At 70.2% G+C, this 24,809-nt stretch carries 24 protein-coding genes; 11 read left to right on the forward strand and 13 right to left on the reverse strand.

Going from position 1 to position 24,809, the window contains the following annotated elements; all coding sequences use genetic code 11:
* Positions 1–145 precede the first annotated feature (145 nt).
* Together ACFWUZ_RS03040 and ACFWUZ_RS03045 are read left to right on the forward strand one after the other, a co-directional pair.
* Positions 146–670 carry a SigE family RNA polymerase sigma factor gene (locus ACFWUZ_RS03040; RefSeq protein WP_384365968.1) on the forward strand — a complete coding sequence of 175 codons (525 nt, stop codon included), beginning with the start codon at positions 146–148 and terminating at the stop codon, positions 668–670.
* A complete protein-coding gene (locus ACFWUZ_RS03045) occupies positions 670–1,401 on the forward strand; it encodes a hypothetical protein (protein ID WP_384365971.1) in 732 nt (243 codons plus the stop codon). Before ACFWUZ_RS03040 ends, ACFWUZ_RS03045 begins: the two co-directional genes overlap by 1 nt.
* 143 nt (positions 1,402–1,544) lie before the next feature.
* On the opposite strand, the gene ACFWUZ_RS03050 is transcribed toward ACFWUZ_RS03045, so the two are convergent.
* From ACFWUZ_RS03050 to ACFWUZ_RS03075, 6 genes are all read right to left on the reverse strand, one after another.
* Positions 1,545–2,354, reverse strand: a complete 810-nt coding sequence (locus tag ACFWUZ_RS03050; RefSeq protein ID WP_384366337.1) for a glycosyltransferase — start codon at positions 2,352–2,354, stop codon at positions 1,545–1,547.
* Between the two features lie 231 nt (positions 2,355–2,585).
* Entirely contained in the window at positions 2,586–3,338 is a 753-nt protein-coding gene (locus tag ACFWUZ_RS03055; RefSeq protein ID WP_384365974.1) for a thioesterase II family protein, read from the reverse strand.
* 45 nt (positions 3,339–3,383) lie between these two features.
* A complete protein-coding gene (gene asnB / locus ACFWUZ_RS03060) occupies positions 3,384–5,159 on the reverse strand; it encodes an asparagine synthase (glutamine-hydrolyzing) (protein ID WP_384366340.1) in 1,776 nt (591 codons plus the stop codon).
* A gap of 5 nt (positions 5,160–5,164) precedes the next feature.
* The gene (locus ACFWUZ_RS03065; protein WP_384365977.1) at positions 5,165–6,877 is read right to left on the reverse strand and encodes a non-ribosomal peptide synthetase; all 1,713 of its coding nucleotides are present in this window, start codon (positions 6,875–6,877) and stop codon (positions 5,165–5,167) included.
* A gap of 51 nt (positions 6,878–6,928) precedes the next feature.
* Positions 6,929–7,765, reverse strand: a complete 837-nt coding sequence (locus tag ACFWUZ_RS03070; RefSeq protein ID WP_384365980.1) for a fumarylacetoacetate hydrolase family protein — start codon at positions 7,763–7,765, stop codon at positions 6,929–6,931.
* 25 nt (positions 7,766–7,790) lie between these two features.
* On the reverse strand, positions 7,791–8,819 hold the full coding sequence (locus tag ACFWUZ_RS03075; RefSeq protein ID WP_384365983.1) for a hypothetical protein: 1,029 nt from the start codon (positions 8,817–8,819) through the stop codon (positions 7,791–7,793).
* Positions 8,820–9,632: 813 nt separating this feature from the next.
* Here ACFWUZ_RS03075 and ACFWUZ_RS03080 point away from each other — a divergent pair.
* The 9 genes from ACFWUZ_RS03080 (at position 9,633) to ACFWUZ_RS03120 (ending at position 18,188) form a co-directional block, all read left to right on the forward strand.
* Complete coding sequence (locus tag ACFWUZ_RS03080; protein WP_384365986.1) at positions 9,633–11,105, forward strand: PqqD family protein; 1,473 nt, start codon at positions 9,633–9,635, stop codon at positions 11,103–11,105.
* Positions 11,106–11,259: 154 nt separating this feature from the next.
* A complete protein-coding gene (locus ACFWUZ_RS03085) occupies positions 11,260–11,697 on the forward strand; it encodes a DUF2000 family protein (RefSeq protein ID WP_384365989.1) in 438 nt (145 codons plus the stop codon).
* Positions 11,694–12,656, forward strand: coding sequence for a DMT family transporter (locus tag ACFWUZ_RS03090; protein WP_384365992.1), 963 nt, complete (start codon positions 11,694–11,696; stop codon positions 12,654–12,656). The genes ACFWUZ_RS03085 and ACFWUZ_RS03090 overlap by 4 nt, the downstream gene beginning before the upstream one ends.
* 151 nt (positions 12,657–12,807) lie before the next feature.
* Positions 12,808–13,581: an SDR family oxidoreductase gene (locus ACFWUZ_RS03095; protein ID WP_384365995.1), complete on the forward strand. Its 774-nt coding sequence runs from the start codon at positions 12,808–12,810 to the stop codon at positions 13,579–13,581.
* Between the two features lie 187 nt (positions 13,582–13,768).
* A complete protein-coding gene (locus ACFWUZ_RS03100) occupies positions 13,769–14,548 on the forward strand; it encodes a BTAD domain-containing putative transcriptional regulator (protein ID WP_384365998.1) in 780 nt (259 codons plus the stop codon).
* Positions 14,479–15,945 carry a condensation domain-containing protein gene (locus tag ACFWUZ_RS03105; RefSeq protein WP_384366001.1) on the forward strand — a complete coding sequence of 489 codons (1,467 nt, stop codon included), beginning with the start codon at positions 14,479–14,481 and terminating at the stop codon, positions 15,943–15,945. The genes ACFWUZ_RS03100 and ACFWUZ_RS03105 overlap by 70 nt, the downstream gene beginning before the upstream one ends.
* Positions 15,946–15,955: 10 nt before the next feature.
* Positions 15,956–16,213 (forward strand): acyl carrier protein, encoded by a 258-nt coding sequence (locus ACFWUZ_RS03110; RefSeq protein WP_384366004.1) that lies wholly within the window; start codon positions 15,956–15,958, stop codon positions 16,211–16,213.
* A complete protein-coding gene (locus ACFWUZ_RS03115; RefSeq protein ID WP_384366007.1) occupies positions 16,210–17,361 on the forward strand; it encodes an acyl-CoA dehydrogenase family protein in 1,152 nt (383 codons plus the stop codon). Before ACFWUZ_RS03110 ends, ACFWUZ_RS03115 begins: the two co-directional genes overlap by 4 nt.
* Positions 17,358–18,188 (forward strand): hypothetical protein, encoded by an 831-nt coding sequence (locus ACFWUZ_RS03120; RefSeq protein ID WP_384366010.1) that lies wholly within the window; start codon positions 17,358–17,360, stop codon positions 18,186–18,188. Before ACFWUZ_RS03115 ends, ACFWUZ_RS03120 begins: the two co-directional genes overlap by 4 nt.
* Before the next feature lie 75 nt (positions 18,189–18,263).
* Here ACFWUZ_RS03120 and ACFWUZ_RS03125 read toward each other — a convergent pair whose 3' ends face one another.
* Genes ACFWUZ_RS03125 through ACFWUZ_RS03155 form a run of 7 tightly spaced genes read right to left on the reverse strand, consistent with a single transcriptional unit; the run spans position 18,264 to position 24,801 of the window.
* Positions 18,264–18,866: an O-methyltransferase gene (locus ACFWUZ_RS03125; protein WP_384366013.1), complete on the reverse strand. Its 603-nt coding sequence runs from the start codon at positions 18,864–18,866 to the stop codon at positions 18,264–18,266.
* Positions 18,863–20,050, reverse strand: a complete 1,188-nt coding sequence (locus ACFWUZ_RS03130; RefSeq protein WP_384366016.1) for a cytochrome P450 — start codon at positions 20,048–20,050, stop codon at positions 18,863–18,865. Before ACFWUZ_RS03130 ends, ACFWUZ_RS03125 begins: the two co-directional genes overlap by 4 nt.
* Complete coding sequence (locus ACFWUZ_RS03135; RefSeq protein WP_384366019.1) at positions 20,050–20,754, reverse strand: RraA family protein; 705 nt, start codon at positions 20,752–20,754, stop codon at positions 20,050–20,052. Before ACFWUZ_RS03135 ends, ACFWUZ_RS03130 begins: the two co-directional genes overlap by 1 nt.
* Positions 20,751–21,005, reverse strand: a complete 255-nt coding sequence (locus tag ACFWUZ_RS03140; RefSeq protein WP_384366021.1) for a hypothetical protein — start codon at positions 21,003–21,005, stop codon at positions 20,751–20,753. Before ACFWUZ_RS03140 ends, ACFWUZ_RS03135 begins: the two co-directional genes overlap by 4 nt.
* 48 nt (positions 21,006–21,053) lie before the next feature.
* A complete protein-coding gene (locus tag ACFWUZ_RS03145) occupies positions 21,054–22,226 on the reverse strand; it encodes an aminotransferase class III-fold pyridoxal phosphate-dependent enzyme (RefSeq protein WP_384366024.1) in 1,173 nt (390 codons plus the stop codon).
* Positions 22,223–23,869: an amino acid adenylation domain-containing protein gene (locus ACFWUZ_RS03150; RefSeq protein ID WP_384366027.1), complete on the reverse strand. Its 1,647-nt coding sequence runs from the start codon at positions 23,867–23,869 to the stop codon at positions 22,223–22,225. The genes ACFWUZ_RS03145 and ACFWUZ_RS03150 overlap by 4 nt, the downstream gene beginning before the upstream one ends.
* Complete coding sequence (locus ACFWUZ_RS03155) at positions 23,866–24,801, reverse strand: 3-oxoacyl-[acyl-carrier-protein] synthase III C-terminal domain-containing protein (protein WP_384366030.1); 936 nt, start codon at positions 24,799–24,801, stop codon at positions 23,866–23,868. Before ACFWUZ_RS03155 ends, ACFWUZ_RS03150 begins: the two co-directional genes overlap by 4 nt.
* Between the last annotated feature and the right edge of the window lie 8 nt (positions 24,802–24,809).

Below are 24,809 nucleotides of genomic sequence, written 5' to 3' on the forward strand. Positions count from 1 at the left end.
GTCGAAGGCGCAACGCCCGCACCGCCCCACCAGGAAAGAGCTGACCGAACGTTTGGTATGCTCACCGCCCCCGTCCCGACCGGCGGGTACGAACACCGGCACTGACTCGGGCAGGAGCACGGACACACCCCACGGAGACTCCGGTATGGCCCTCGACGACGCGTCCGCGGAGTTCCACGACTTCTTCGAGCGCCATCACGCCGAACTGGCGCGCCTCGCCCACCTGCTCACCGGTGAGGCGGATACCGCCGACGACCTGGCCGCCGACGCATTCGTGGCGCTCTGGCACCGCTGGGACCGCGTCCAGCGCGCCGACCACCCGGTGGCCTACGCCCGCGGTGTGGTCACCAACATGGCCCGCGCCCGCATCCGCGCTCTCATCCGGGAACGGCGCCGCATCCACCTCTTCTGGTCCGCCCTCCCGGGCCGCGCGCAGCACCCCGACGTGGACGCGGTCATGGACGTGCGCCGCGCGCTGGCGCGACTGCCGTTCCGCAAACGCGCATGCGTCGTGCTGCGCCACGCACTGGACCTGTCGGAGAAGGACACCGCCCTCGCTCTCGGGACATCCGTCGGTACGGTGAAGAGCCAGACCTCCAAGGCCATGGCCGAACTGCAGCGCCTCCTCGGTGCCCAGGCCGCCGAAGAACTGACCGGAACGAGGAACTGATGGAGGATCTGAAGCGCCGTCTCCGGGATGCGGCGGCGGCTCACGCCCCGGACAGGGACGGGATGCTGGAGCGGGTCCGGCACGGCATGTCCCGCACCCCGCGGCCCGGTCCCCGTACGGCCCGGCCGCTGTCCTGGCCCCGCGTCACCCTCGCCACCCTCGCTTCGACGGCGGCGCTCGTGGCGGGCGGATACACGATCGCGAGTACCGTCCAGACGAACCATCCCGGGCGGGAAGCCGCCACGATCACCGCAGCGCCGGCGCCCCCGTCGACGGCATTCGGTGCCCCCACCCCTTCCGCCCCGCCCGCGCCGCCCCGCACCCAGGACGGGCCGCTCCGCTCCGACGGCGCCGTCGACCCCCACATCAACGCCTACTGGTCGCAGAGCAACATCACCCTCCAGACCGGTGCGCCCCTGGACGCGCTCACGCTGGAGGTCCGCATCGCCCAGACGGGCGGCGTGGCGTCCACCGGCGCATGGCGGACCCTGCCCGAGGGCGACTTCACGCTGACCACGGCCGACGAGGGCGGCACCCTCACCTACCGGTGGACCCTCAAGCCGGGCCGAACCGTCCCCCCGGGACAGCACGTCTTCGCCGTCCAGTACAACCATGCCCCGGGCTCACGCGCCGTGACCGCCGATGCCTACACCGCGACGGCCACCACGACGACGGGAGCGCCGCACACCGTCACCGGAACGTTCCGCCCGGCGCCGAGCGCAACGGGCTGACGGGGCTCGGGCCGCGCCGCACACCCCGTCGAACGGGCCCGTCGGTGGCGCGCATGCGTGCCCGTTTCGTCCGCCGGTCCCGCTGTGCCCCTGCTGACCGTTGTCCGGAACGAGGGCCAGAGGCGTTACGCCATCCGGTGCGGTCAGAGGGAAGCGCCGCTCCGGGCCCGCGGTCCCGGGGCGGGATCGATGGCGAGGCCGGCGGACGGCCGGGCGACGTGGGGCTCTTGGCTGTGCTGCGGGGTCACCAAGGCGCGGAGGCTGCGGCCGAAGTTCCAGGCGTGGGTGCGCGCCTTCGCCTCCAAAGCCTGGTAGGCGGCTCCTTGGGCGGTCATCTGACCTGCGTGTTTACGGTACCGGTAGACCGGCCTGGGCAGGAGGATGCCGGGCGCGAGGCCGGTGATGCCCAGGGCCGAGACGTAGTCCTCGCCCTGGACGAGGCCGCCCATGGGGGCGGCGCGTACGAGGTCGGTACGGGCAAGGATGGTGGTGGGGCCGATCGGAATGGTGTGCGACGGGCTCTTCCAGTAGGTCCACACGTCCCCGGCCTCGTGCCGTCCGGGCGGGGTGGGGCATGTCCACAGGGTGGTCGAACCGTCCGGGTGGAGGTCTTCGCTGTATCCCGCGACCCAGCCGACCCCCGTGGTCCTGAGCTCGGACAGCCGCGTGCTGAGACTGTCCTCGGTGAATTCATCGTCGTCGTCGGCCCAGTTCATGAAGGGGGTGCGCACCTCGTTGAGTGCGAGATTGCGGGCGCAGGCGGCGCCGACGGGGCGGGGCAGGGCGAGTGTCCGCACGCGGGGGTCTTCGGCCAGTGACGCGGGCAGGCGGGCGGGGTCGGCGCCGTCGATCGCGATCACGGCCTCCCAGGGCACGTTCTGCCGGCGCAGGCTGGCATGCATGGCGTCGAGGTAGCCGAGTCGGTCCTCGCGCAGCTGGGTGGCGATGACGATCGTGATCTCGGGACGGGCATGCGGGGACAGCGGACTCTCCAGGGGAAGGGTGGGCCTGGGCTGACGGATTCCGGCCGGACCGCAGGCTCGGGCTGTGCGCTCGTCACCGGTTCGAAACGGGACCCGCGCCGTCGTCGCGGAGAGGGGCGGTGCACCGGGCTCGTTCCGCCGAGCCCGGTGCGCTCCAGCCGCCGGCCCTCCAGGGTCCCGGGAGGGCGAGGCGGTCCGGTCTCAGCGGTCTTTCGCCGTCGGTACGGCGCTCCCGAGCAGGCCGGAGGAGGCCTCAGGCGCGGCGGCACACACGTCGACGAGCCACGAGGTGAACTCGGGCGAGCGCAGCACGTCCGAATGACCGCCCGGGAACACCCGGTGGGCACAGTCGGCGGAGGTGGCACCGGCCCAGCGGCCGATTCCGCTGGTGGACGTCAGCGGGTCCGCCCCTCCACGTGCGGCGAACACAGGACAGCGCACCTCGGCGTATTGCGATGCGGTCGCCATGAAGTCCTCGAGCAGCCGGAGATCCTGCATGGCGGTTTCGAGGACGATCTCCCTCCATTCGTCGGATGCCTCGCCCGGTACGAGACCGGGGTCGATGTCGTCGAAGTAGGCGGCGGTGCCCGACGGGCTTCGGGTGGCGGCTTCGGGAACGGTGAGCAGCTCCGGTGCGGTGGCACCGACGACAATCAGGGCCGAGACCCCCGTCCCCAGCTCCTCCAGCCTCGTGGCCGTGGCCCGGGCCACGTAGGCGCCGAAGCTGTGTCCGACGAGGACGGGCCGGTCCGCCTGTCGGCGCGTCACCTGGGCGACGCACGACTGCACGATCTCCTCGAACGATCCCGCGGGACGACCGAGGTCCTTGCCGAAGCGTCCCGGGTACCGGGCGAGCCACGAGGGTGGCCCCAACTCGCCTAGCAGCGGCAGCAGTTCGCCGCCGAATGATCCGGCGCCCGGAAAGACGACGACGCCGGGACTCTCGGGAGGCACTGGCCCCTCCAATCGTGGGACTCGTGTGAACGTGTGACTCATGGATCAGAAGCCGAGACCCAGCTCGTCCATCACCACGGCGATGCTGACGGCGCTGAGCCGGGAGTCCCATTTCTCCGCACGGCCCTGACGCGGGGGCGTGTCAAGGCAGCTGCTGGTGAAGATGCCGCTCGCCGCCACGAGGTCGCGCCAGTCGTCCCAGGTCCGCGCATCCGTGACGGACCGCAGGTCGTACGCGGTGAACCCGTGCTTCCCGCGGCGGAGAACGGACTCGGGAACGATTCCTTCGTAGGCCGACTTGAGGCACGACTTCCCTTCGAAGTCGACCACCTTCGCGCTGTCGTCGATCTGCAGAGCGAGAGAGACCACCGCATGCGAGAGGAACGGGTAGCGGCCCTCGATCGAGTTGCCCATCAGCATGGAGTCGCCGTGATCACCGAGGAGGTGACCCGACATCTGAACGTAGACGTCGGCGATGGAGCGCAGCTGCATCTGGGAGAGGGACTTCACCTCGTCGTCGGAGAACGGGATCAGCCTCGTCCGCCAGAACTCGTTGCCCACGAGCGCCTCGCGTACGGCCGACGTGAGGTATTCCTCCCGACGCCTGGCCATGTTCGCCCAGTTGACCTCCCAGCTGAAGTCCGCTCTGCCCCAAGCCTGTTCGTTCTCCGCACGGGAAGCACGGCTCGACCTGGTCACACTGTCGAAAGCGTAGGAGTCGTAGCCGAAGAACAGCTCGTCCGCCCCCTCACCGGAGACGACTCCCTTGACCCCGGCGGAACGCGCCGTGTCCGCGAGCATCATGGCCGCTACGTTGTAGGTCTCGCGCTGCGGATAGCAGCAGTGCCTGACCATCTCCTCGAATTTCGAGGCGATGTCGCTCTGGCGGCACAGGACCTGCTCGTGCTTGCTTCCGACGGCGCTCGCCACCTCGCGCTGGAAGCGTCCCTCGTCCAGTTCCGGGTCGTCGAACACCGCTGAAAACGTCCGGACCGGACGGTCGAGGAGGGCGGCTGCTTCCATCAGGATCGCGGTGGAGTCGAATCCGCCGCTCAGGTAGGCCCCGATTTCCACGTCGGCCTGCAGACGGTCGAGCGTCGACTGCTTGAGACTCTCCCGGAGCGCCTCTCCCGATACGGGCTCCGAGGCCGGCGCGAACTCCCCGTAGCGCCAGTAGCGCACGGTCTCCTGGTGGTTCGCCCCGAACCGGACGGCGCAGCCCGGCGGAACGGCCAGCACTCCCTCGACGAGAGTGCGCGGCGCGACGATGTTGCCCAGCGCGAAGTACTGGTCGACCGCACCGATGTCGACCTTCCAGGCCTGGGCGACACATTGCACCAGAGGCTTGATCTCCGAGCAGAAGTGCACGTCCGATCCGGCCACCGTGTAGTACAGCGGACAGATCCCGAACCGGTCCCGAGCGAGGGTCAGCGAGTTCTCGGCGCGGTCGAAGATGACGGTGGCGAACTGTCCGTCCACCAGACCGAGCCCCTCGATGCCGAACCGGGCGACGAGTTCGGGGATGACCGCCACGTCGACGCCGTTGGCCTGCGGAGGGGAACCCACCTTCTCGCGAAGAGCCTTGAGGTTGAACACCTCGCCGTTCGTCAGGGCGACGTAGCGGCCGCTGTGGTCCTCCGCGGGCTGCCAGCCGTCGACCAGGCCGTTCATGCCCAGGCGGCCGAGCTTCGCCGAGATCGTCCCGGTATTCAGTGAGTAGGTCTCGTCAGGGCCGCGATGGACGAGCCGGGTGTGCATGGCAGCTGCGACGCTGCGATCGATCCGACCGTCCGGGGAAAAGGTCCCGCACACGCCACACATCGTGCTCACACACTCCGATCGCGTAGTTCATCGGCGAGAGCCCTCAGGTTCTCTGCTCGGAGCACGTCCCGGACTCCGGCGTCCATCCAGCCGAGCTTCTTGAGCCTGCTGACGAGGACGACCGTGGAGGCCGAATCGCCGCCGATGTCGAAGAAGTTGTCGTCGAGGCAGGGGTCGCTCACACCGGTGAGGCGGCGGACCAGCTCAAGGACCTGCTCCTCCGGTCCCGCCGCCCTGGCCGCCTCCGGGGCGGAGTTCCGGCCGGCCCTGAGGGCGTCACGGTCGACCTTGCCGTTCGGGGTGTAGGGCAGTGCGGCGATCTGCTTGATCACCGAGGGGACCTTGTACGAATCGAGGACCGACTCGAGGTGCGAGCGCATCGCCCGCGGAGTCGCGGCGCCCTGGTAGTAGCAGACGAGGGCGTCGGCGTCGGAGCCGTCCGCGCTGTCGTGCGACTCGGCGGTCACCACCGCCTCGGTGACCGAGTCGAGCCGGCACGCGGCCGCCTCGATCTCACCCGGGTCGAGGCGGTAGCCGCGCACCTTCAGCTGCCGGTCCAGCCGCTCGACGAAGTAGATCTGCCCGCCGCGGAGTTCGACCACGTCCCCCGTCCGGTAGACCCGGTTCGCGTCCTCGTCGAGGAAGGGCCGCAGACCCTGCGCGGTGAGGTAGCCGATCGCGACGCTCTCCCCGGTGATGACGAGTTCGCCGCGGACCACGGACGAACCCACGGGGTCCTCCCCGGCCGCAGCGGGCAGGGGGACGATCTCGTAGGCGCAGTCACCCACGACATTGCCGAGCGGCACCGCCTCGGTGCAGTGAGCCGGGTCCAGGGCGTCGCTGAGCAGGTTGCAGACCGTGGTCTCCGTGGTCCCGTACGCGTTGTGGAACGCCGCCGCCGACGACCACTTCTGGACCACCGCCTGACGGCACGAACCGCCGCCGTTGATGACGTGCTTCAGGCTCATCGCCGGTGTGGGTTCGGTGGCGGTCAGCGCGAACGGGGTGGTCTTCAGATGGGTGATGCGGAAGTTCTCCAGCGTCTTCTGAAGGACCGGTCCGGGACTGAGATGCTGCTCTCCGAGGACCACCAGGCATGCGCCCGCGGTCAGGGTCCACAGAATCTCCGTGATGCATCCGTCGAAGGTCAGCCGGGCGAACTGCAGCGTGCGGCACCGCGTGTCCATCCCCAGGGACCGCACGTGGTCCTGGACCATCGCGGCCAGCGGCCCGGTGCGCACCAGAACGCACTTGGGTTCGCCCGTCGAGCCCGACGTGTGGATCGCGTAGCCGATGGTGCCGCGGTACGCCGCGAGTCCCGCGGGTGCCTGGAGGAGTTCCGCTCCCGTGTCATCCCGCCATTCGGCGGGCGTCGCCGAGAGTTCGGGCGCGTTCGGGGAAGTCGTGCTTCTGGCGACCAGGTTGATACCGAGCCGGGACACCTTGGTCCGGTTCGACGCCTCGCTGTCGCGCGGGTCGATGAAGACGAACGGACGCCCTGACCGCAGTGCGCCGACCATGGCGACGATGGACCCGGAGGACCGGACGGCCTCGATTCCGATGAATTCACCGGGCGCCGCGTTCGCGTCGAGCCGTGCCGCGAAGTCACGGACCTGCTCACCGAACTCCCGGTAGGTGATCACCCTGTCCGGAGTCTCGATCGCTCCGCCTTCGGGATTCTCCTGAATGGCGCGCTCGATCGCATCCACTACTGACATCTGCTGTACGGTCAACTGCTCATGCCCTTTACGCTCGTCATCGGATTCCGGTCATCTCACGGTGTGAGTGAGGGTGCCCACGCCCTCGACCACGGACTGGATCGAGTCGCCGGGGCTGATCACGGCGGCCCCCGGAGTTCCCGTGCAGATGACGGTTCCAGCGGCGAGGGTACGGCCGGCCGTGAAGTACTCGACCAGATATCCCAGGTCGTACTTCATGTCGGACACCAGCGCGGAAGCGATGACTTCACCGTTGCGGATGGTCGACACCCGGATCGAGGCAAGGGCCGAGTCGTCGAACTCGTCCAGCGTCACGAACTGCGGACCGACGCTGCAGAAGGTGTCGAATCCCTTGGCCCAGGGAATGTACCGGGGATTTTCCCGGATGACGTCTTCGGCGGTCATATCGAGAACGGCCGTGACGCCCGCGATGACCGACCGCCATTCACCACGCCGTACGTTCTTGCATTCCGTTCCGATGATCAGGCCGAGTTCGGCTTCCGCCGTCACTCGCTTGCTCTGGGAGGGAAGTTCGATGTCCTCACCGTTGCCGATGAGGCAGTTGCCCGGCCTCAGGTAGGACCCGGGTCCGGACGCGGGCTGCTGGGCGTTCAGATCGGCGGAGTGGCCCTTGTAGTTCAGGCCGGCCCCCCAGATGTCACCGTCGTCGACTATGGTCGCGGCGCCGTCGAGCCGGATGCCGGCCGGTTCGGCAGGCGGCAGGGAGGGGAGCAGGGCCGCGAGTTCGGTGCGCCGTGCGTCGTCCAGCAGGTCGGTGATGCGGGTCGGAGTCTCGTACCCCTCGATGCCGGAGAGCGGAATCCAGCCCCCGGCGTGATGCGCGAAGATCTGATGTCCTCGTTCGGTCTTGAACCTTGCCAGTCTCACAGCGTTGCTCCCCGTTAGGTAGTGGTTAGACGGCGCTCTTGACGACTGCGGGGCGCTGGGCGATCCGCTGTGCCGCGGCGCGAATGTCGTTCTTGCCCGCGCTCGCCGGTGCCAGCTCGACGGCGGTCTCCATCACGGAGGCCGGGTCAACCGTGAGTTCGGCGCAGAGCTCCTCGACGAGCGGGAAGAAGCCGGAGTGGATCCCGATCACGCCGCCGAGCACCTGCATGGTCCGGTTCTCCGGAATGACGTCCATGCTGCTGCGGCAGAACTCGGCGAGTTTACCGAGCTCCTTGTAGTCGTACACGTCGCCACTGGTGAGGCTGAGGATGCCGGCCAGCGATTCGGTCTCCGCGTTTCCGGCGCCCCGGCCGATGCCGTTGAGCGTGCCGTCGACGATCGTGGCCCCCGCCTCGACCGCCGCGATCGTGTTCGCGTTCGCCATGCCGAGGTTGTCGTGGCCGTGGAACCCGACGACGGGGAAGAGGTCCTTCACTACGGTCACGTAGCGGCGGACGTCGCTGGGAAGCATCGAGCCGTACGAGTCCACGACGTACAGTCCCGCGATGTTGCGGGTGACCCCTTCCAGCAGTGCGGGAAGGCGCTCGGCAGGCGTGGCACTCGTCTTCATGAGGTTGAGGTAGACCTCCCCGCAGATCGCGGTGGCGCGCTCGATGTAGTCGAGGTGTTCGGCGACCCGCTCTGCCTCGATTCCGATGCGCACGAACGACATGCCCTGGTCGCAGAGTTCGGCGAGCGTCGTGAGACGGCTGAATTCGGGCTGCGCGAACATGCCCCAGGAGGAGGCGGTCAGTTCCGAACGCGCGATCTCGCACCAGTGGTGGAGGTCGATGTTGCAGGGCGTTATGCCGGCCCGTTCGGCCTCGAATCCGAGACCGTGACCGATCTCGATCTTCTGTATGGGCGTCTCGTTCAGGCGGCCGAGGAGCTCGATCACGAACTTCTCGTCGAGCTGGAAATCGACCGCGTAGGAACCGTCACGCAGTGTCGCGTCAAGGAGCTCGGTCGTCAGCGGGGCATGTGTTGCAGGCATGTCCATCCTCACAGGCTCAGCGGTTTGCGGGTGGATCCGGTCAACTCCTCGCGGAAGCTGAACCGGCGTTGACCTCTCTGGCGGCAGCCACGGTGATCACGCGACGGCAATGAGGGAACGGTGGACGGTCGATAGGTCCTCCGGCACTCATGGATCCGGAACGCCGGATCGACCGGGCTCGTACATGCAGAGGAAAGGGCCGGAACCGGCCGGGATTTTCCGGAGCGGTGGGCACAACCGGGCTCGCGGAAGAGCCGCGGAAGATTCCTGGAGGGGCCGGCGTCGTCGGTGGCCGATGCGGCATTGAGTACCTAACACTTTGTTTCGCCGAGGATCAACGAGCAAACGTGACAATCCGGCCGGTTGGCGAGATGTAGTTGATGTCGGTGGCTGGTATCGAGCGGTGTGTCAGCTCCGTGTCAGGGAATCCCAGAATCGTGTCAGCTCCGTATCAGGGACCCCGGTCGACCCGGCCCGACACACCTGAGTGAGGGCGTCGATCTTGGCCTGGACATGACTCACACTCTGTGTTTGGCTTGCCCGGCGAAGAGCTGGCCCCCTCATCAGGCCGCTCAGCGCCTCACCCCGCTGCACAGTTCGACAGGCTGGATCCTGCCGACTCGCACGCTGACGGATGCCGGGAACCGACCGGCTGATTCCGTAACGAACACGAATCCGCCGCCCCCAGTGGGTGTTTCGGTGATGGTGCGCCGGTCGGCGCACCCGTTCACAACACCAGGCCTCCACGAGCGAGGCTTCGACGACTCAAGTCGGCTGCGCCCCTTCAGGATGAAGCAGCCAGGGAGGATTCCGATGCGCACGACAATGCTGGACGAATTGCGGAGGGCTCTACCGGAGCAGGATGTGCCGGCGGTCGAAGAGTGCGCCACGAAGCTCTACAACGCCTTGCCGCGGCCGGGCGAGCTCGGGCGGAACACGGTCATGGTCGCCTACGGCGGTGGCAAGGACAGCGCCTACGCGGTGGCGTTCGTGCGCGCGGTCCACCTGACGCTCGCCGAACGGCACGGCGAGACCTTCCGGTTGCGCGTCGTCACCATGCGCCATGGTGGAATGCCCTACCAGGTGATGCTCAACATCGACCGCACGTACAAGGCGCTGGGGCTCTACGACGACCCGGATGCCGAGCTGCTGCTCCTGGAGGGCGGCCAGGTCCGGCCGTTCGCCCGGGACCGCAGCATGCCGCACCGGCTCATCGAGTTCAACCGGGTCGACATGCTCATGGGCGGCCACCGGACCTACGGCGACGGCCGGGCGACCTTCTGCAACGCCTGCAACCTGAACGTGGCCAACTCGTTCGGCGTGGCGGCCCGCCACGGCGGAGGCGTGGACCTCATCATCACCGGTGACTCCCCGCAGGAGCAGCGTGACTACGCCCTGTGGATCCGCCAGTTGGCGCGCGGGGCCGGCCAGAAGCCCGCCGACGGCAGGAAGGGGTTCAAGGGCACGCTGGAGACCCTCGACGGGCTGGCCAAGGCCTACTTCGAGGAGATCCACGGATCGGAGAACGAAGAGAGGATCAAGGACCGGGGGGTGACCTCGGACATCTCCGACGCCCTGGCCTTCTTCTCGATCTACGACTACACGAGCTACGCCTCGGGGGCGCACTGGAGCCTGCTGACGGACTTCCTCGACTTCGTCTTCGACGAGATCGCCTTCAACTTCACCGAGTCGGACTGTGCCAACCCCGCGCTCATGGCCCACTTGCGCGGGCTGCGCACCGAGCACGTCTACAAGCGCTCCTACCGGGAGGGCATCGCCCAGTACGTGGACTTCGCCCTGGAGCTGATGCGGCGCAAGCACTTCCCGGAGCACCTCGTCGAGGAAATGGAGGAGCGCTATCGCACCGATGTCGGCGTCAAGTCGATGCGCGAGGCAGCCACCGAGTACGGCGAGGTCGCCTTCGGCCTGGACACCACGCAGCTGGTCTGCATGGTGTACTCGCCCTTCGCCGGGCGCGCCGCCAACCTGCACGAGTACCTCGCGGGAGAGCAGCCGGACCTCCTTCCGGAGGAGGACCGCATCCGGGCACTGCTCGCCGGCGCGGAGGACCAGGCGCTGGCCGCGCGCCTGGAGCGGATCAGCGGACTGAGCGTCACCGATCTGCGGGCTCTCCACGACGGCGCGCTCTGGTCGCCGTTCCAGGACATGTCCGCTCAGCCGGGACTCCTCGCGAAGGTCATGGTCAGCGACCCGCACCAGAAGGTCATCAAGGCGAAGCGGAACGCGGAGGGCGACGAGGTCCTCGACAGGGTCTCCGGTCGCTAGGGGGTGGCCGGCCCCGGTTCCCGGTCCGTCCCGGCAGGTTGGACGGGTCCCGCGGACCGGGTCCGCCCGGGCGGGGCGCTCGCCACTCTCCCCGAGTGGCGCAGTACGCAGTTCAACGTCAGCGTGATCATGTGACCAAGTAGGGTCCCCAGCTATGGAAATTGAACAGCACGAGACCCCGGCGCCGCCGAAGACCAAGATCGTGGTCGTCCTGCGGGACGACCTCGAGAGCTGGCAGGCCGTGAACGTGACGGCGTTCCTGGTCAGCGGCTTGCCGACCGCGGACCCCGACATCATCGGGCAGGAGTACCTCGACGCGGACGGGGTCGCCTACCTCCCCATGTTCCGCCAGCCCGTTCTGGTGCTCAGCGCGACCGATGAGGTGCTCACCGCCGCTCACGGCCGCGCGGTCGCGCGCGGCATGCCGCTCTCGGTCTTCACCTCGGACCTGTTCGCGACGGGCAACGACCACGACAACCGCGCGGCGGTACGGGCGGTGGAGACGGCGAAGCTCGACCTCGTGGGCATCGCGCTCCACGGCGGGAAGAACCAGGTCGACAAGGTGATCAAGGGTGCGGTGATGTACCGGTGACGAGCGACGTTTCCCGCTCTGCGGCGACGGCGCGGTCAACGGCCGTCCCGTACCTGAACCTCCTCGTCACCATGGTCATGTTCGGCAGTGCCTTCGCCAGCTCCAAGGTGGTCGTGGGGGAGATGCCGCACGAGGTCGCGGCGGCCCTCCGGTTCGGCGGCGGCGGACTGCTGCTGATCCTCCTCGCCGTGGTGCTCAGAGGTCGCTCGCGTCCGATCGGACGTGCCGCGGCGGTACGCGCGGGGCTTGCCGGGCTGCTGGGGGTCCTGGCCTACAACGTCTTCTTCTTCTGGGGGCTGTCCCTGGCCCCCTCGCTCGACGGCAGCATCATCGTGCCCGTGCTGAGCCCCATCCTGACCACCGCCGCCCTGATCCTGCTGGGCCGTGAGACGGCTTCCTGGCCGCGGGTCGCCGGGCTGACGGTCGGCGCGCTGGGCGCGCTGGTCTTCTTCCTGGGGATCAGCGGGGAGGCGGCCGGCTCCACCCGGCTGGTCGGGGACCTCGTCTTCATGGCGGGGGCCGGGTGCTGGGCGGCGTACAGCATCCTGTCGAAGTCGATCCTGTCGGGCGTGGACCCGCTGCGGGCCACGGCCTGGGGAACCGGCGTCGGCGGGCTCGGACTGATCGTCCTCGCCGTCCCGGCGGCGGGCGACGTGTCGTGGCAGTCGGTCTCGGGCCTCGCCTGGGCGAACGTCATCTTCCTCGCCGTCGGGCCGACCACGATCGCCTACCTGTTCTACCACCGCGGACTGCGCAGCGTGAGCGCGTCCACGGCCACCACCATGATGTTCACCGTTCCGGTGTTCGGTTCCTTCTTCTCGACCGTGTTCCTGGGCGAGTCGTTCACGAGCGTGCAGTTCGTCGGCACGCTGATCATGCTGGGCGGGGCGGTCTTCGCCGTCCTCGGTGGCAGTCCGCTGCGCCGACGCACCGCCCCGGATTCCGTGCACGCCGGCTAGCCGGGGCCCAGGCACGGGCACGGTCGAGGAGCCTGCCTGCCGGCGCTGCAGCCGGTCGTCTTCCAGGAGGTTGCTTGATGATGTGCCGTCACGATCGGCCGCTCCTTCCACCCGGTGCCGCACCCGCGGCCCGTCGGCCGGAGGTGCGCTGATGGATCTCGGCATCGCGGGGCGTACGGCCCTGGTCTGCTCCTCGACGGGAGGGATCGGCGAGGCGATCGCCCGGCTGCTGGCCGCGGAAGGCGCCGATACGGTGGTCTGCGGCCGGCGGGGGGATCGGGCGAAGGAGATCGCCACGGACCTGCCCAGCGCCGTCGGCGTCGCGGTCGACCTCATCACCGAGGAGGGGCCGCACGAGCTGCTGCGGGCCACGGTCGAGGCATTCGGGACCCCCGACATCCTCGTGCTCAACGGCCCCGGCCCCCGGCCCGCTCCGGCGACCGGCATCGGCATCGCCGACGTGGACGCGGCCCTCGACGCCACGGTACGCCGGCACATCCAGTTGGTCTCGCTGGTCCTGCCCGCCATGCGGGCACGGGGCTGGGGCCGGATCCTGGCGGTCGGCTCCAGCGGGATCGCCGCTCCGCTGCCCAACCTCGCACTGTCGAACCTCGGCCGCGCCGCACTGGCCGGCTACCTCAAGACGCTGGCTGCCGAGGTCGCCGCCGACGGGGTGACCGTCAACCTCCTGCTGCCCGGCCGCATCGAGACGGACCGCACCGCGCAGGTCGACGCCGCGAACGCGGCACGCACCGGCCGTACTGTCGCCGAGGTGGAGCAGGCATCGGTCGCCACGATCCCGGCCCGGCGCTACGGACGCCCCTCGGAGTTCGCCGCGGCCGCCGCGTTCCTCTGCAGCGCGCCGGCCTCGTACATCACCGGGACGGCCGTACGGTGCGACGGCGGGCTCGTGCGCAGCCTCTGACCGGGAGCGCCGAACAGGGTCTTTGATAATCAACACCATTTCTCCACGGGTCAGTTGATGGTTTAGACCGGATGGTGAGATGGCCGTTGACTCGGCCCCCGGTTCACGTGTGAGCATGATCAGCGCATCGGCCGTCGCATGACTTCCGCACTGGCGGCATGCGGCGGCAGGAACGGGGGATTCTGCTATGCGCGTGTCTTTGTTGGGGCCCGTGGCCATCCAATCAACTCAGGAAACGTTCGCGGTCAGAGGGGAACGTCTCTGCACGTTGCTCGCCCTTCTCGCGAGTGCTTCTCCGTCAATCGTCTCCAGCACCACGCTGGTGGGTGAGATCTGGCCCAGACGCAGTCCCGAGAAGGCCGACAACGCCCTGCACGCCCTGATGTCCAGGCTGCGCCGGGACCTGGATTCCGCCTGCGGTGCCGGGTTCGCCAACTCCTGCGTGATCACCGGTCGGCCGGGGTACGGGCTACGGCTGGGCGAGAACGAGGTCGACTCACACCTCTTCGACCGGCTGTGCGCCGAGGCCCGTGCGGTGGGCGGGGAAGCGGCGGTGGGTCTGTACGAGCGTGCGCTGTTCCTGTGGCGCGGGCCCGCCCTGGGCGGAGTGTCGGACAGTGCCTGGCTGCGCGGGGTCCGGGCCCGGCTGGAAGAGGGCCGGCTGGTCGCCGCCAGCGAGAAGATCAACATTCAGCTCGCCCTCGGCCTCCACGTACAAGTCCTCAGCGAACTGCAGGAGCTGACGGCGGTGCACCCGGTGCACGAGGACTTCTCCCGCCAGCTCATGGTCGCGCTCTACCGGGCAGGGAGGCAGACGGAGGCTCTCATGGAGTACGCCCGTATCAGGCGGGCCCTGCGCGACGGGCAGGGCGTTGAACCCTCCCCTCCGCTGAGGGAATGCCTGGCCGCCGTCCTCCGTCACGACATTCCGTCCGCCGATTCACTGCTTCCCGTTCAGGCGGCGTGACAGGCAGGCACAGTTCAGAACAGGTGAATGCGTTGACATATTTTCCGCTCTCGCCGGAACAAGAGAGCATGCTTTTTCTCGAGGGCCTGTTCGGGCCGGGAATCTTCCACAACATGCGCGTCACGGTGGCCGTGCCCGAGGGCGTGGGCGTCGACGCCGTGCGTGACGCGGTGACCTGCTTCCAGCAGCGCCAAGACGCCCTGCGCACCCGCCTCTGCGGACGCTCGCCGTTCGTGCAAGCGGTGACCGCCGGTACGGCCGACCTGGTCGTCACCACGGCCGGGCCCGGCGAGGACGCCGTCGCGCTCCTGGAGCGACGGCGTGCCGAGCTGCTCAACACCGAGCAGCACCGCGGGGAAGCGGCTCGCACGCACTTCGAACTCGTCCAGGACGCGGAGGAGGGGCGCGAGCGCCATCTCACCGTCGCGCTCGATCACTTCACGTGCGACGGCAACTCGGCGGCGATCGTCGCCGCCGATCTGACCCGTCTCCTCCAGGGGCGCGGGGGCCTCGGGCCGCTCCCCAAAGGCTTCGCGGACCTGTGCCGCGACCGGTCGACGAGGGCGGGTGCGCAGCGGGAGAAGGAACTGCGGGGCTGGACCGCGGCGATGGAGCAGGTCGAGCCGCTCACGGGACTCATGCCGCACCGGTCCGCCGGCGCCGCGGACGCCGTGCCCCTGACCCGCAGTCAGGTCGACAGCACCTTCGTCGGGTCGGAGCTGTACGACCTGGTGAAGGCGGTGAGCGAGACCCACGAATCCACCCCGTTCGCCGTGATGTCCGCCCTCACGGCGCTGGCGATCTGGCGCCGCAGCGGCCGCAACCGCTTCGTCGTCTTCAGTCCCGTCTCCACGCGCCGTGACGCCGCCTCGGAGGCCGCCGTCGGCCTCTTCGCCCACGACCGGCCCGTGGTCTGCCGGGTGGATCCCGGCCAGCCCCTGTCCGCGTTCATGAAGGCGATGATGGCCGGCACGTGGCGGGGGTTCCGGGGCGCGCTGCTGAGCGTTCCGGAACTGGCCAGGGAGATACCGGAGTTCGGCCGGACCCTGCTCGATGACGGAGCGGAGTACATCCAGCTGCACGTCTGGATGGAGGACGCCGACGACGCCCACGCGGCCGATCCGGTGGAGCGGCGCGTGGTGACCGAGCACGGCGTGTTCGAACCGTCGCACGACCTGACCGTCACCACCTGGCGGTTCGGCTTCTCCCCCCGCAGGACGACGCTCCGTTCGTATTTCGGCGGACCGGCCGGGGGCCTGGAGGTCTCCGAAGAGATCGGCCACGAAGTGCTGACCCTCCTGCGCGCCGCCGCCGGAGCCGACGACGGCCCGGTCGGCCGCCTCGTCGAGTCGACGCTCGGCGCGGCGATCGGATCCCCACACCGCCCGGAACACTGAGGAGAGGCACATGGAAGAGGAAATCAGGCAGGTCATCTCCGAGGTGCCCAAGCTCCGCGAGATCGTGTCGCAGCTGGCAGCCGACGGGGACCTGTGGGACGCCGGCATGGATTCGATGACCAGCGTGCAGATGATGCTGCGGCTGGAGGACCACTACGGGGTGGAGTTTCCCGACGGGTCCCTGACCCGGGAGACCTTTGCGAGCATGCGCAGTCTAGGTGCGGTGCTCGGCCCGCTCCTCGAAGAGCGGAAGGCCACCACCGGATGACCTCGCCCACGGGGGAACACCTCCCCCCGGACATCGAACAGGCCGTGCGGGCCGCGGCCGAACAGGCCGCCGCATCCGCCGCCGACGTCGACCGCGGGGCCCGGCTGCCCGCGGAGGCGCTCAAAGTGATCCGTGACACCGGGCTGTTGACGGCCGTGGCCCCCGTCGAGCTGGACGGGGCCGGCCTCGGCCCGGGCGCCCTCGTGACCGTCGCCGAGCGGCTCGCCCGCAGCTGCGGGGCCACCGCGATGATCTGGGCCATGCACCAGGCCCAGCTGGCCTGCCTGGTGCGCCACCACCCGGACGCACCCTTGACGCGGCGGGCCGTCGCCGACCGATGGCTGATCGCCTCGGTGACCAGCGAGCGCGGAGTCGGCGGGGACCTGCGCAGCAGCCGGGCGGGTGTCAGTGACGGGGGCGAGCGCACCCGTACGCTGGAGAAGGAGGGCACGACCGTCTCGTACGGGGCGCACGCGGACGCCTACCTGATCACCGCCCGCAAGGGCACGGACGCCGGCGCGAGCGGTCAGGTGGCCGTGCTGGCCACCCGTGAGCAGACCGAGCTGACACGGACCGGCGAATGGGACACGCTCGGCATGCGCGGCACCTGCAGCCCCGCGTTCCGGCTCCGGGCCTCCTTCGACGTGTCGCAGGTCCTCCCGGTCCCCTTCGGGGAGATCGCGGCCCGCACCATGGTCCCGCTGTCCCACCTGTTGTGGGCCGGCGTCTGGAGCGGGCTCGCGGCCGAGGCGGTCCACCGGGCGGTGTCGTACGTACGCGAGAGGACCCGCTCGGGGGCGTCCGCCCAGGTGCCCGCCCTCGCCGCGGCGCACGCGAAGCTCATGGGGATACGGGGCCAGGTGGACGCGGCGGTACGGGCCACCGAGCCCGTGTTCCAAGCCGGCCTGGAGCCGACGCTGGGCCTGGGCATCGAGCTCAACGCACTCAAGGTCGGTGTCTCGGAGGACGCCGTCGAGACGGCCCGACTCGCGCTTCAGGTCTGCGGCATGGCCGGCTTCGCCGAGCACGGCCCGTACTCCGTGGCCCGGATCCTGCGCGATACGTACTCCGCACCGCTGATGATCGGCAACGGTCGGCTGCTGGCGGCCAACGCACAGACACTGCTGCTCGCCAAGGGAGAACGATGACCACGGGGACCACGTCGGCAGCGACGACCGCGCACGGGGCCGGAGCGCCCGGGGTGGCCCTCACCCCCCGCCGGGACGGCCGTGTCCTCGACGGGCTGCGCGCCGGCCTCGCCACGCTGTTCGGCGCGCAGACCGAGGAGCACTACAGCGCCCCGCCGGTGATCGCCCGCAGCACCCTGGACCTCGCCGGATACCCGGAGTCCTTCCCCCAGCTGCTCGGCACCGTGCAGGGCAACCCGGACGGCGGCGAACCCGGCCCGACGGACCTGGCCCTCACCTCGGCGGCCTGCCACCACCTGTACCCGCTGGTCGCCGGCGAGACGATCACGGGCGAGCGCTCCCTGAGCGTGGAGGCCACCTGCTACCGGGGCGAGGCCACCTCGGAGCCGGGGCGGCTCCGTTCCTTCCGGATGTACGAGGTCGTACGCTTCGGGGCGCCGGACGCCGTCGAACGGTGGCGGGACGAGGTGCTGGCGCTGGCCGACGGCTGGCTGGGCGAGCTGGGTCTGGCGACCCGGGTGATCGCTGCCAGCGACCCCTTCTTCGGCCGCCCGGGCCGCCTGGTGGCAGCCGTGCAGCGGGCCGAGGAGCTCAAGTGGGAGGTGACCGCCGAGCTCGCCGACGGGCTCGTGCAGTCGATCGCCTCGGCCAACTGGCACAAGGAGCACTTCGGAGAGGCCTTCGGCTTCACGCTGGCCGACGGGTCCATCGGACACAGCGCCTGCTTGGCCTTCGGCCTGGACCGCATCGTGATCGCGCTGCGCCACCGGCACGGCGACGACCTGGAGTCCTGGCCGGCGCCCGTCCGCCGGCGACTGGGCCTCTGATACACCGCGGGGCCCGGCCTGTATCAGGCCGGGCCCCGCGGTGTATCGGCGCAGCGTGTCGGCCTCGTGCGCGCCTCAGATCCTGGCGGCGACGATCAGACCCGAAGACCAGTCGAGCCGGGTCGCCCTGAGCCGCCCGTCGGACATCAGGCGTTCCGCCAGGGCCTCGGCCCGCGGACCGTGCCCCTCGGGCCAGGAGGGCTGGGGCAGGAGGTCGTCCACCACGTACAGTGCGCCCGGGGCGAGCAGCTCCAGGGTCTCGTCGAGCCTTTCGAACTTCCCGGCCCAGGTGTCGGCGAAGACCAGGTCGAACCGTTCGCCCTCGAGCCGCTCGATCAGCGCACCGGCGTCGCCGTGGACGAACCGCACCCGTGCGTCGTGCCCGAGATGCTGCCGGGCCACCTCGACCAGGCTCTCTTCGCTTTCCACCGTCAGCACACTGCTGTCGGTGGCCATGCCGTCGAGCAGCCAGGCGGTGGACATGCCCGCCCCCGTGCCGAGTTCGAGGATCCGGCCACCGGGCCGGGCCGCCGCGAGGGTGCGCAGCAGCGCTCCCGTGCGCGGGTCGCAGGACATCTCGAAACCGAGCCGGGCGCAGGACCGGGCGAGCGATCCCAGTACGTCGGCGGGCGATCCCGCCGGGTCCTCGGGCCGTGCGGCCGCCGCTTCCACGTTCACCGAGTGCTCCTCAGCAGGACGGGCAGGCTGCGCGGCCTGCGGAATGTGACTCCTTCCACCGGCGGCACGGCCCCGTCCGGCGAGGTCAAGGCCGTGGTGCGCGCCAGCAGTTCGTCCACAGCGTATTCGATCTCGGCAGCCGCCAGCCGGTTTCCGGGGCAGGAGTGCCGGCCGCGGCCGAAGGTGAGTTCCGAGCGTTCGGAGCGGCCCGGAACGAACCGGTCGGCGTTCGCGAAGACGGACTCGTCCCGGTTGGCGGAGGCCAGGTTCAACTGAACCGCCGCTCCCGCCGGGATGGCGACCCCGCCGAGCTCCGTGTCCTGGCGGGCGTAGCGCAGGGTGAAGTGCATGGGGGGCTGCCAGCGCAGCACCTCGCGGACGAAGTCCGCGACGCTCACCCGCCCTTCGCGCAGATCGTCCTGGACGTCGTCGACCGTGAGGAGGCAGACCACCGCGTTGGCCAGTGAGCAGACCGTCGTCTCGGTGCCCGCGCTGAGCAGCAGGGTGGCGGTCCGGACGATCTCCTCCTCGGAGAGGTCCAGGCCGTCTGCCTGCGCGCAGCGCCCCAGGAGCCCGCCGCGCCCGAGGCCCCTGCGGAGCACCTCAGCGGTGTGCGCCTCCAGCGCGTCGCGGGCGTCGGCGGCCGGGCCCAGCGGGGCGGTGGTCCGGTCCAGGCAGTCGACGAGCGGGCGGAGCCGGTCGGCGAGCCAGTACCGGTCGGCGGGGTCGAGGCCGGTGAGGGCCACCGCCACCCGCAGCGGCAGTTCGGAGGCGAAGTCCTCCACGAAGTCGCCCCCGCCCGATGCCGCCATCGCGGCCGCGAGTTCCGCCGCGGCGGGCCTGACCACCCGCTCGATCAGTGTCCGGACGGCGTTCCCGGTCAGGTCGGCGTTCACGAAGGGCCGCAGCCGGGTGTGATCGGGGCCGTCGGTGTCGAGCAGCGTCGGCCCCAGTGCCTGTCGGCTGCGCCGGAAGGGGTGTTCCACGGTGAAGTGGGAACTGCGGAACACGGTGTCCGCCGGGGCGTGGCCGTGGACGAAGAAGCACCGGTGGACTTCCGACCAGCCGACCGGCCGGTGCGCGCGGAACCAGGCGTAGTAGGCCCAGGGGTCCTGGGGGTGCAGGGACGCGTCGAAACCGGCGAGCCCCCCGACGTCTCCCGGTACGATGACGGCCGGCCGCATCAGATGTCCATGCGCAGGGGGCCGGTCCCCGCGACGTAGTCGTGGAGGCCGCAGACCTCGCTGAGCCGGTGGCCGGCCCGCAGCGCCTCGCGCAGTTGCTCCTCCTGACCCTGCAGGAGCCTGGCCGCCGAGAAGACGGCCGAAAGGTGCCGTGCGCGCACGAGCACGACAGCGTCCTCGTCGCCGAAGATCCAGTCGCCCGCGCGGACCTCGATCGCCGCGTCGCGGCTCCCGGACTCGTCGACGATCGGGACCGTGACCTCCATGGGCAGCCGGACGGCCGGGACCAGCGCCGTCTTCGCCGAGATGATGTCGACCTCGGTCGAGTACACGGCGAGGCCGAGGTCCCGCAGATAGCCGACGTCCCGTACCGCGCCGTTGACCACCAGACCGCCCAGCCGCTGGGCGACGGCCGCGGTGGCCAGGATGTCCCCGGCGAGCGCCTCGGAGCGCTGGGCGGTGTTGCTGACCAGCAGGACGTGCCCCGGCGGAGTGGCGTCGAGGCCCTGCAGGACCGGCAGCATGTCGTTGTCCGTGGCGACGGGGAAGGCCGGGCCCGCGAGGTGGGTGACCTGGGTGCGGCGCTCCAGCGGCCAGGCCACCACCTCGACGTACTTGGGCGCCGAGTCCCGCAGCTGGGCGCAGCCGAAGCCGGCGAAGTCCGCGCGGATCTCGGCGATGCGCTGCTCGTCGGGGCTGCTCATGCCGCCACCTCCGCCACGTACGTGTCGTAGATGCGTTCCAGGGTGTGGAAGGTGCGCAGGGAGTCGGCGGTGAGCTCGATCTCCCGCCCGACGAGCTCCTCCAGGTGGATCAGGACCTCCACCATCGCGAAGGAGTCCAGGAAGCCGAGGTCCCAGAGGTTGTCCGCGGGGCCGGGCACCGGCAGTTCGCGGGGCGCCCTGAGGGTTCGAAGGGTGTCGGAGAATCGGGTGTAGAACTCTTCGCGCTGCATGTGTGCTGCTCCTGTGACAGGGGATCGGTGGCGGCCGGCCGTCTTCGTTCAGACGGTCTGCTCCACCTCTTCTACGAGTACGTCGAGCGAGTCGGCCAGCTGCTCGCGCGGGATGGTCAGCGGAGGTGCCACCCGGATCCGGTCGCCGACCGCTCCGCCCGTGAAGGGGAGGATGCGGCGGCGGACGCAGCCGCGCACCACCTCCTTGGCCCGGGGATGGCCGAACGACAGGGCGGGGCCCGTGGTGTGGAGGTCGCGCACGGCCGGGATCTCCCCGAGGCGCTTGGCGCACCGCGCCAGGGCCTCGCTCACCTCGCCGACCAGGTCCTCCAGGTGGCCCTGGTCGATCCAGGCGGCGACGGCCGCCGCCGCACGGAAGCCGAGCACGCCGGTCTGGAACGTGTGGGCGAGTGCGAGTGCGGTGCCCGCGGACGTGTCGAACGCCTTCGGGTAGACCACGGCGGACAGCGGGTAGAGCCCGTTGGTCAGGGACTTGCCGAACAGGTGGATGTCCGCGTCGATGCCCAGGGCCCGGGTGGGGCTGAGGTGGCCGTGGCGGTAGTACCCGGCCTGGATCTCGTCCGCCACGACGACGACCCCGGCGCGCCGCGCCGCCGCGACGGTCGCCGTGAGCCAGTCGGGGTCGATCGGCACGTAGCCGTTGGCGCCCTGCACCGGCTCGAAGACGAAACAGGAGATGTCCTCCCAGTCGCGGAACTCCGCGCCCGGCCTCAGATGCGTCACCAGCGGGTCGACGGCTGCGGTGAACACGCTGTTCTGCAGGGCCAGTTCACGGTGCGTGCGGGTCGCGGCGAGGGTATCCAGCCCCAGGCCGTGGAAGGCCCCGTCCAGGGCGAGCACCTTCCCCGGCCGCACCCGCTGGGCGATGGCCAGCGCGCTGGACACCGCAAAGCTGCCACCGACCTGGAAGAGCACCTGATGGCCGGGAAGGCCCAGGCGGTCGGTGAGCCACTCGGCGAACGTCGCGGCCTCCGGCGGGTACACGCCGGCGGCGATGTCCGCGGTGAGGTCGACGTGGGGAGTGATGAGCGGGTTGAGGTGGCCGAAGTTCACCGCGCCGTAGGCGCTCATCAGGTCGGTGTACGAAGCGGTCGCGCCCTCGGAGTCGCGCAGGAGGAGCGTGGCGTTGTCGGCGCTCTGCAGGGTGAGCCCGCGGCCCAGTACGGAGGACTCGTCGAGCGGGCTGATCCGGGTGGTCATGAAGATCCTTCGGTCGCTGGTCCGCTCCCGGCGTACCGTGCACGCAACCGCGCTCGGTCGATCTTGCCGTTGGGCGTGGTGGGGAGCGGGGAGTCGGTGAAATGGAGGCTGCCGGGCACCATGTACGGCGGCAGCAGGTCGGCGCACCACCGGCGCAGCTCCGCACCGTCGAGCGGAGCTGCGGGGGTACGGGCGCCGGGCGCGTCGTGGGAGTCGGCCGGGGCCGGGCGGCGGGCGATCACTGCCAGCAGCCCGTCGGCCACCGCGGTGACGGCGGCCTGGGCGACCCGCGGATGGCTGCCCAACACCCGTTCCACCTCCTCCAGTTCGATGCGATTGCCGCGCACCTTGACCTGGAGGTCGTCCCGCCCCTTGAAGTAGAGGAGCCCGTCGGCGCCGAGTTCGGCCCGGTCGCCGCTGCGGAACACCAACTCGTGGTCGTGGGGGCGCAGCGGGTTCGCCACCAGGGCCCGGCCGGTCGCCTCGGGATCGCGCCAGTAGCCGGAGAAGAGGTTGTCGGCCCGCAGGTACAGCTCTCCGGTCGCGCCCGGCTCGGTGACGGGTTCGCCGTCGTCGTCGAGCAGCAGCAGCTGCGCCCCCGGATGGCCCCACCCGATCGGCAGGTTGTCGCTCTCCTCGGGGAGCGGGTTGGGCAGGTCGAGGAAGGAGCAGGCCACGGACTCCGAGTGGCCGAAGCAGTTGATGATCCGCAGTTCGGGGAACGCCCTCCGCAGGGTGCGCAGTTCGGAAGCCGGAAAACCCTCGCCGGCGAAGAACACCGTACGGAGCGACGCGGCCCGGTGCAGTTCCCCCGGGGCGTAACGCAGGATGGAGGACCACAGCGAGGGCACTCCGTTCATCTGCGTCACGCCGGTGGTGCCGAGGAAGTCGAGCATCCGGCGCGGCTGGTGGAAGAGGGCTCGGTCCACGAGGACGAGCGTGGCGCCGGAACCCAGGGCGAGGCCGTAGTCCAGCAGGGAGAAGTCGAACTGCAGCGGCGAGAAGCTGCCGACCCGGGCGTCGCCCTCCAGGGCGCAGTGCTCGGCCAGCGCCCGCCAGAAGGCCAGGACCGCCGAGTGGCTCATCATGATGCCCTTGGGCTCACCGGTCGTCCCCGAGGTGAAGATGAGGTACGCGAGGTCGCGCCCGGTGGTCTCCAGGCGGACCGGGCCCGGTGGCGCCTCGCGGGGCCCGGAGAACTCCAGTGCCCCGCCGTGCAGGCGGGCCCGGGACCACGGGGTGGCGGAGCCCTCCCCGGGGGACCGCGGGCCGGTCCCGTCCTCGGCGATGAGCAGGACGGCCTCGGTGCGATCGGCGAGGGAGCGGAAGCGGGCCTCGGGGGTCTCGGGAGCGACGGGGACGAACGCCGCGCCCGTCATCGAGCAGGCGCACAGCAGAGCGAGCGCGTCGGGGGACGGGTCGAGGCCGAGCACGATCCGGTCCCCGGGCTCCACCCCCCAAGCAGCGAGCTGCCCGGCGAGGGTGGCGGCGCGGGAGGCGAGCTCGGCGTAGGTGAGGGTCGACTCGCGGCCGATCACGGCGGGCCGGTCGCCGAGGCGGGCGGCGTGCCGGAGGAGGAACTGGTGCAGCAGCGTGGCGTGCCGCTGCTCGTACGGGAGCGGACCCCGAGCCAAGGGCGTCACCGCGCCTCCACCACGGAGACGCCCCACTGGTTGGGGCCGGAGGCGAGCAGCAGCATGCGTTCTCCTGGTTCCGCCGGGTTCATTTCGAGTGAGTCCGCGAGATTGATCAGGTTGTCGGAGGCCAGCGCGTGGCCGAGCCGCGAGATGTTCGCCATGAACACCTGGTCGACGGAGAACCCGGTGATCTCCGCGAGACCGCGGTTCACGCGGTTGTTGTAGTTGTTCGGCAGGACGCGGGAGATGTCCTGGGGGAGCGATCCGACCGCCGACAGGGCCTTCTCCGTCGTCTGAGCGCATCCCTTCCCGAACAGGGACATGTGGCGCAGGAAGTTGACGGACGGGTCGATGTCCGCGAGGACGGGATCGATGTGGAGTTCGGTTCGGAGCAGGCGCAGCGAGCCGGGCAACGGATCACGAGTCACGAGCACGCTGCTCGCCGCGTCGCAGTGCACCGAGATGCCCCCGCTCACCGAGCGGTCGCCGTCAGGCCCGAGGGCGTCCGCGCAGATCACGAGTACGTCGCCGGCGGCGCCCGCGGAGATCAGCGCCGCCGCCAGGTGCAGGGCGCTGTGCAGGTTGGCGCAGTACCCGAGGGAGATGCCGAGCGGGAAGGCCTTCACCAGGCCCAGGGACTGCTGCAGGCGACCGCTTCCCACCTCGTGCATCGCGGCCTCGTCGTGGTGGCTGTTGGTCGCGTGGATCACGTGGGTGACCGCGTCCCGCCGGCCCGGACCGACCACCCCGAGCGTGCGCAGCGCCGAGGCGTGGGCGAGTTGGACGGAGGTGCGGGACGTCGTGCGGAAGTCCGACACGCCCAGTTCGCGCAGCCCCTCCAGGACATCGGCGGGGAAAGAGGTGAGATCCGCCAGAGACTTTTCCTGTTCTCCGAGTTCATAGGCGATTCCGGCGAGGAATACCGCAGTTCCCGTCATGACTTCCG

Origin of the sequence: Streptomyces sp. NPDC058646, assembly GCF_042716875.1 — a bacterium.
Classification (GTDB): Bacteria; Actinomycetota; Actinomycetes; order Streptomycetales; family Streptomycetaceae; genus Streptomyces.

Bases quoted from the DNA above. Each gene is read 5' to 3' on its own strand.
- ACFWUZ_RS03115 (WP_384366007.1), top strand. From the start codon at position 16,210: ATGACCTCGCCCACGGGGGAACACCTCCCCCCGGACATCGAACAGGCC.
- ACFWUZ_RS03105 (WP_384366001.1), top strand. From the start codon at position 14,479: ATGCCTGGCCGCCGTCCTCCGTCACGACATTCCGTCCGCCGATTCACT.
- ACFWUZ_RS03040 (WP_384365968.1), top strand. From the start codon at position 146: ATGGCCCTCGACGACGCGTCCGCGGAGTTCCACGACTTCTTCGAGCGC.
- ACFWUZ_RS03065 (WP_384365977.1), bottom strand. From the start codon at position 6,877: ATGTCAGTAGTGGATGCGATCGAGCGCGCCATTCAGGAGAATCCCGAA.
- ACFWUZ_RS03045 (WP_384365971.1), top strand. From the start codon at position 670: ATGGAGGATCTGAAGCGCCGTCTCCGGGATGCGGCGGCGGCTCACGCC.
- ACFWUZ_RS03130 (WP_384366016.1), bottom strand. From the start codon at position 20,050: ATGCGGCCGGCCGTCATCGTACCGGGAGACGTCGGGGGGCTCGCCGGT.
- ACFWUZ_RS03120 (WP_384366010.1), top strand. From the start codon at position 17,358: ATGACCACGGGGACCACGTCGGCAGCGACGACCGCGCACGGGGCCGGA.
- ACFWUZ_RS03135 (WP_384366019.1), bottom strand. From the start codon at position 20,754: ATGAGCAGCCCCGACGAGCAGCGCATCGCCGAGATCCGCGCGGACTTC.
- ACFWUZ_RS03145 (WP_384366024.1), bottom strand. From the start codon at position 22,226: ATGACCACCCGGATCAGCCCGCTCGACGAGTCCTCCGTACTGGGCCGC.
- ACFWUZ_RS03100 (WP_384365998.1), top strand. From the start codon at position 13,769: ATGCGCGTGTCTTTGTTGGGGCCCGTGGCCATCCAATCAACTCAGGAA.
- ACFWUZ_RS03085 (WP_384365989.1), top strand. From the start codon at position 11,260: ATGGAAATTGAACAGCACGAGACCCCGGCGCCGCCGAAGACCAAGATC.
- ACFWUZ_RS03155 (WP_384366030.1), bottom strand. From the start codon at position 24,801: ATGACGGGAACTGCGGTATTCCTCGCCGGAATCGCCTATGAACTCGGA.
- ACFWUZ_RS03075 (WP_384365983.1), bottom strand. From the start codon at position 8,819: ATGCCTGCAACACATGCCCCGCTGACGACCGAGCTCCTTGACGCGACA.
- ACFWUZ_RS03140 (WP_384366021.1), bottom strand. From the start codon at position 21,005: ATGCAGCGCGAAGAGTTCTACACCCGATTCTCCGACACCCTTCGAACC.
- ACFWUZ_RS03080 (WP_384365986.1), top strand. From the start codon at position 9,633: ATGCGCACGACAATGCTGGACGAATTGCGGAGGGCTCTACCGGAGCAG.
- asnB (WP_384366340.1), bottom strand. From the start codon at position 5,159: ATGTGTGGCGTGTGCGGGACCTTTTCCCCGGACGGTCGGATCGATCGC.
- ACFWUZ_RS03095 (WP_384365995.1), top strand. From the start codon at position 12,808: ATGGATCTCGGCATCGCGGGGCGTACGGCCCTGGTCTGCTCCTCGACG.
- ACFWUZ_RS03110 (WP_384366004.1), top strand. From the start codon at position 15,956: ATGGAAGAGGAAATCAGGCAGGTCATCTCCGAGGTGCCCAAGCTCCGC.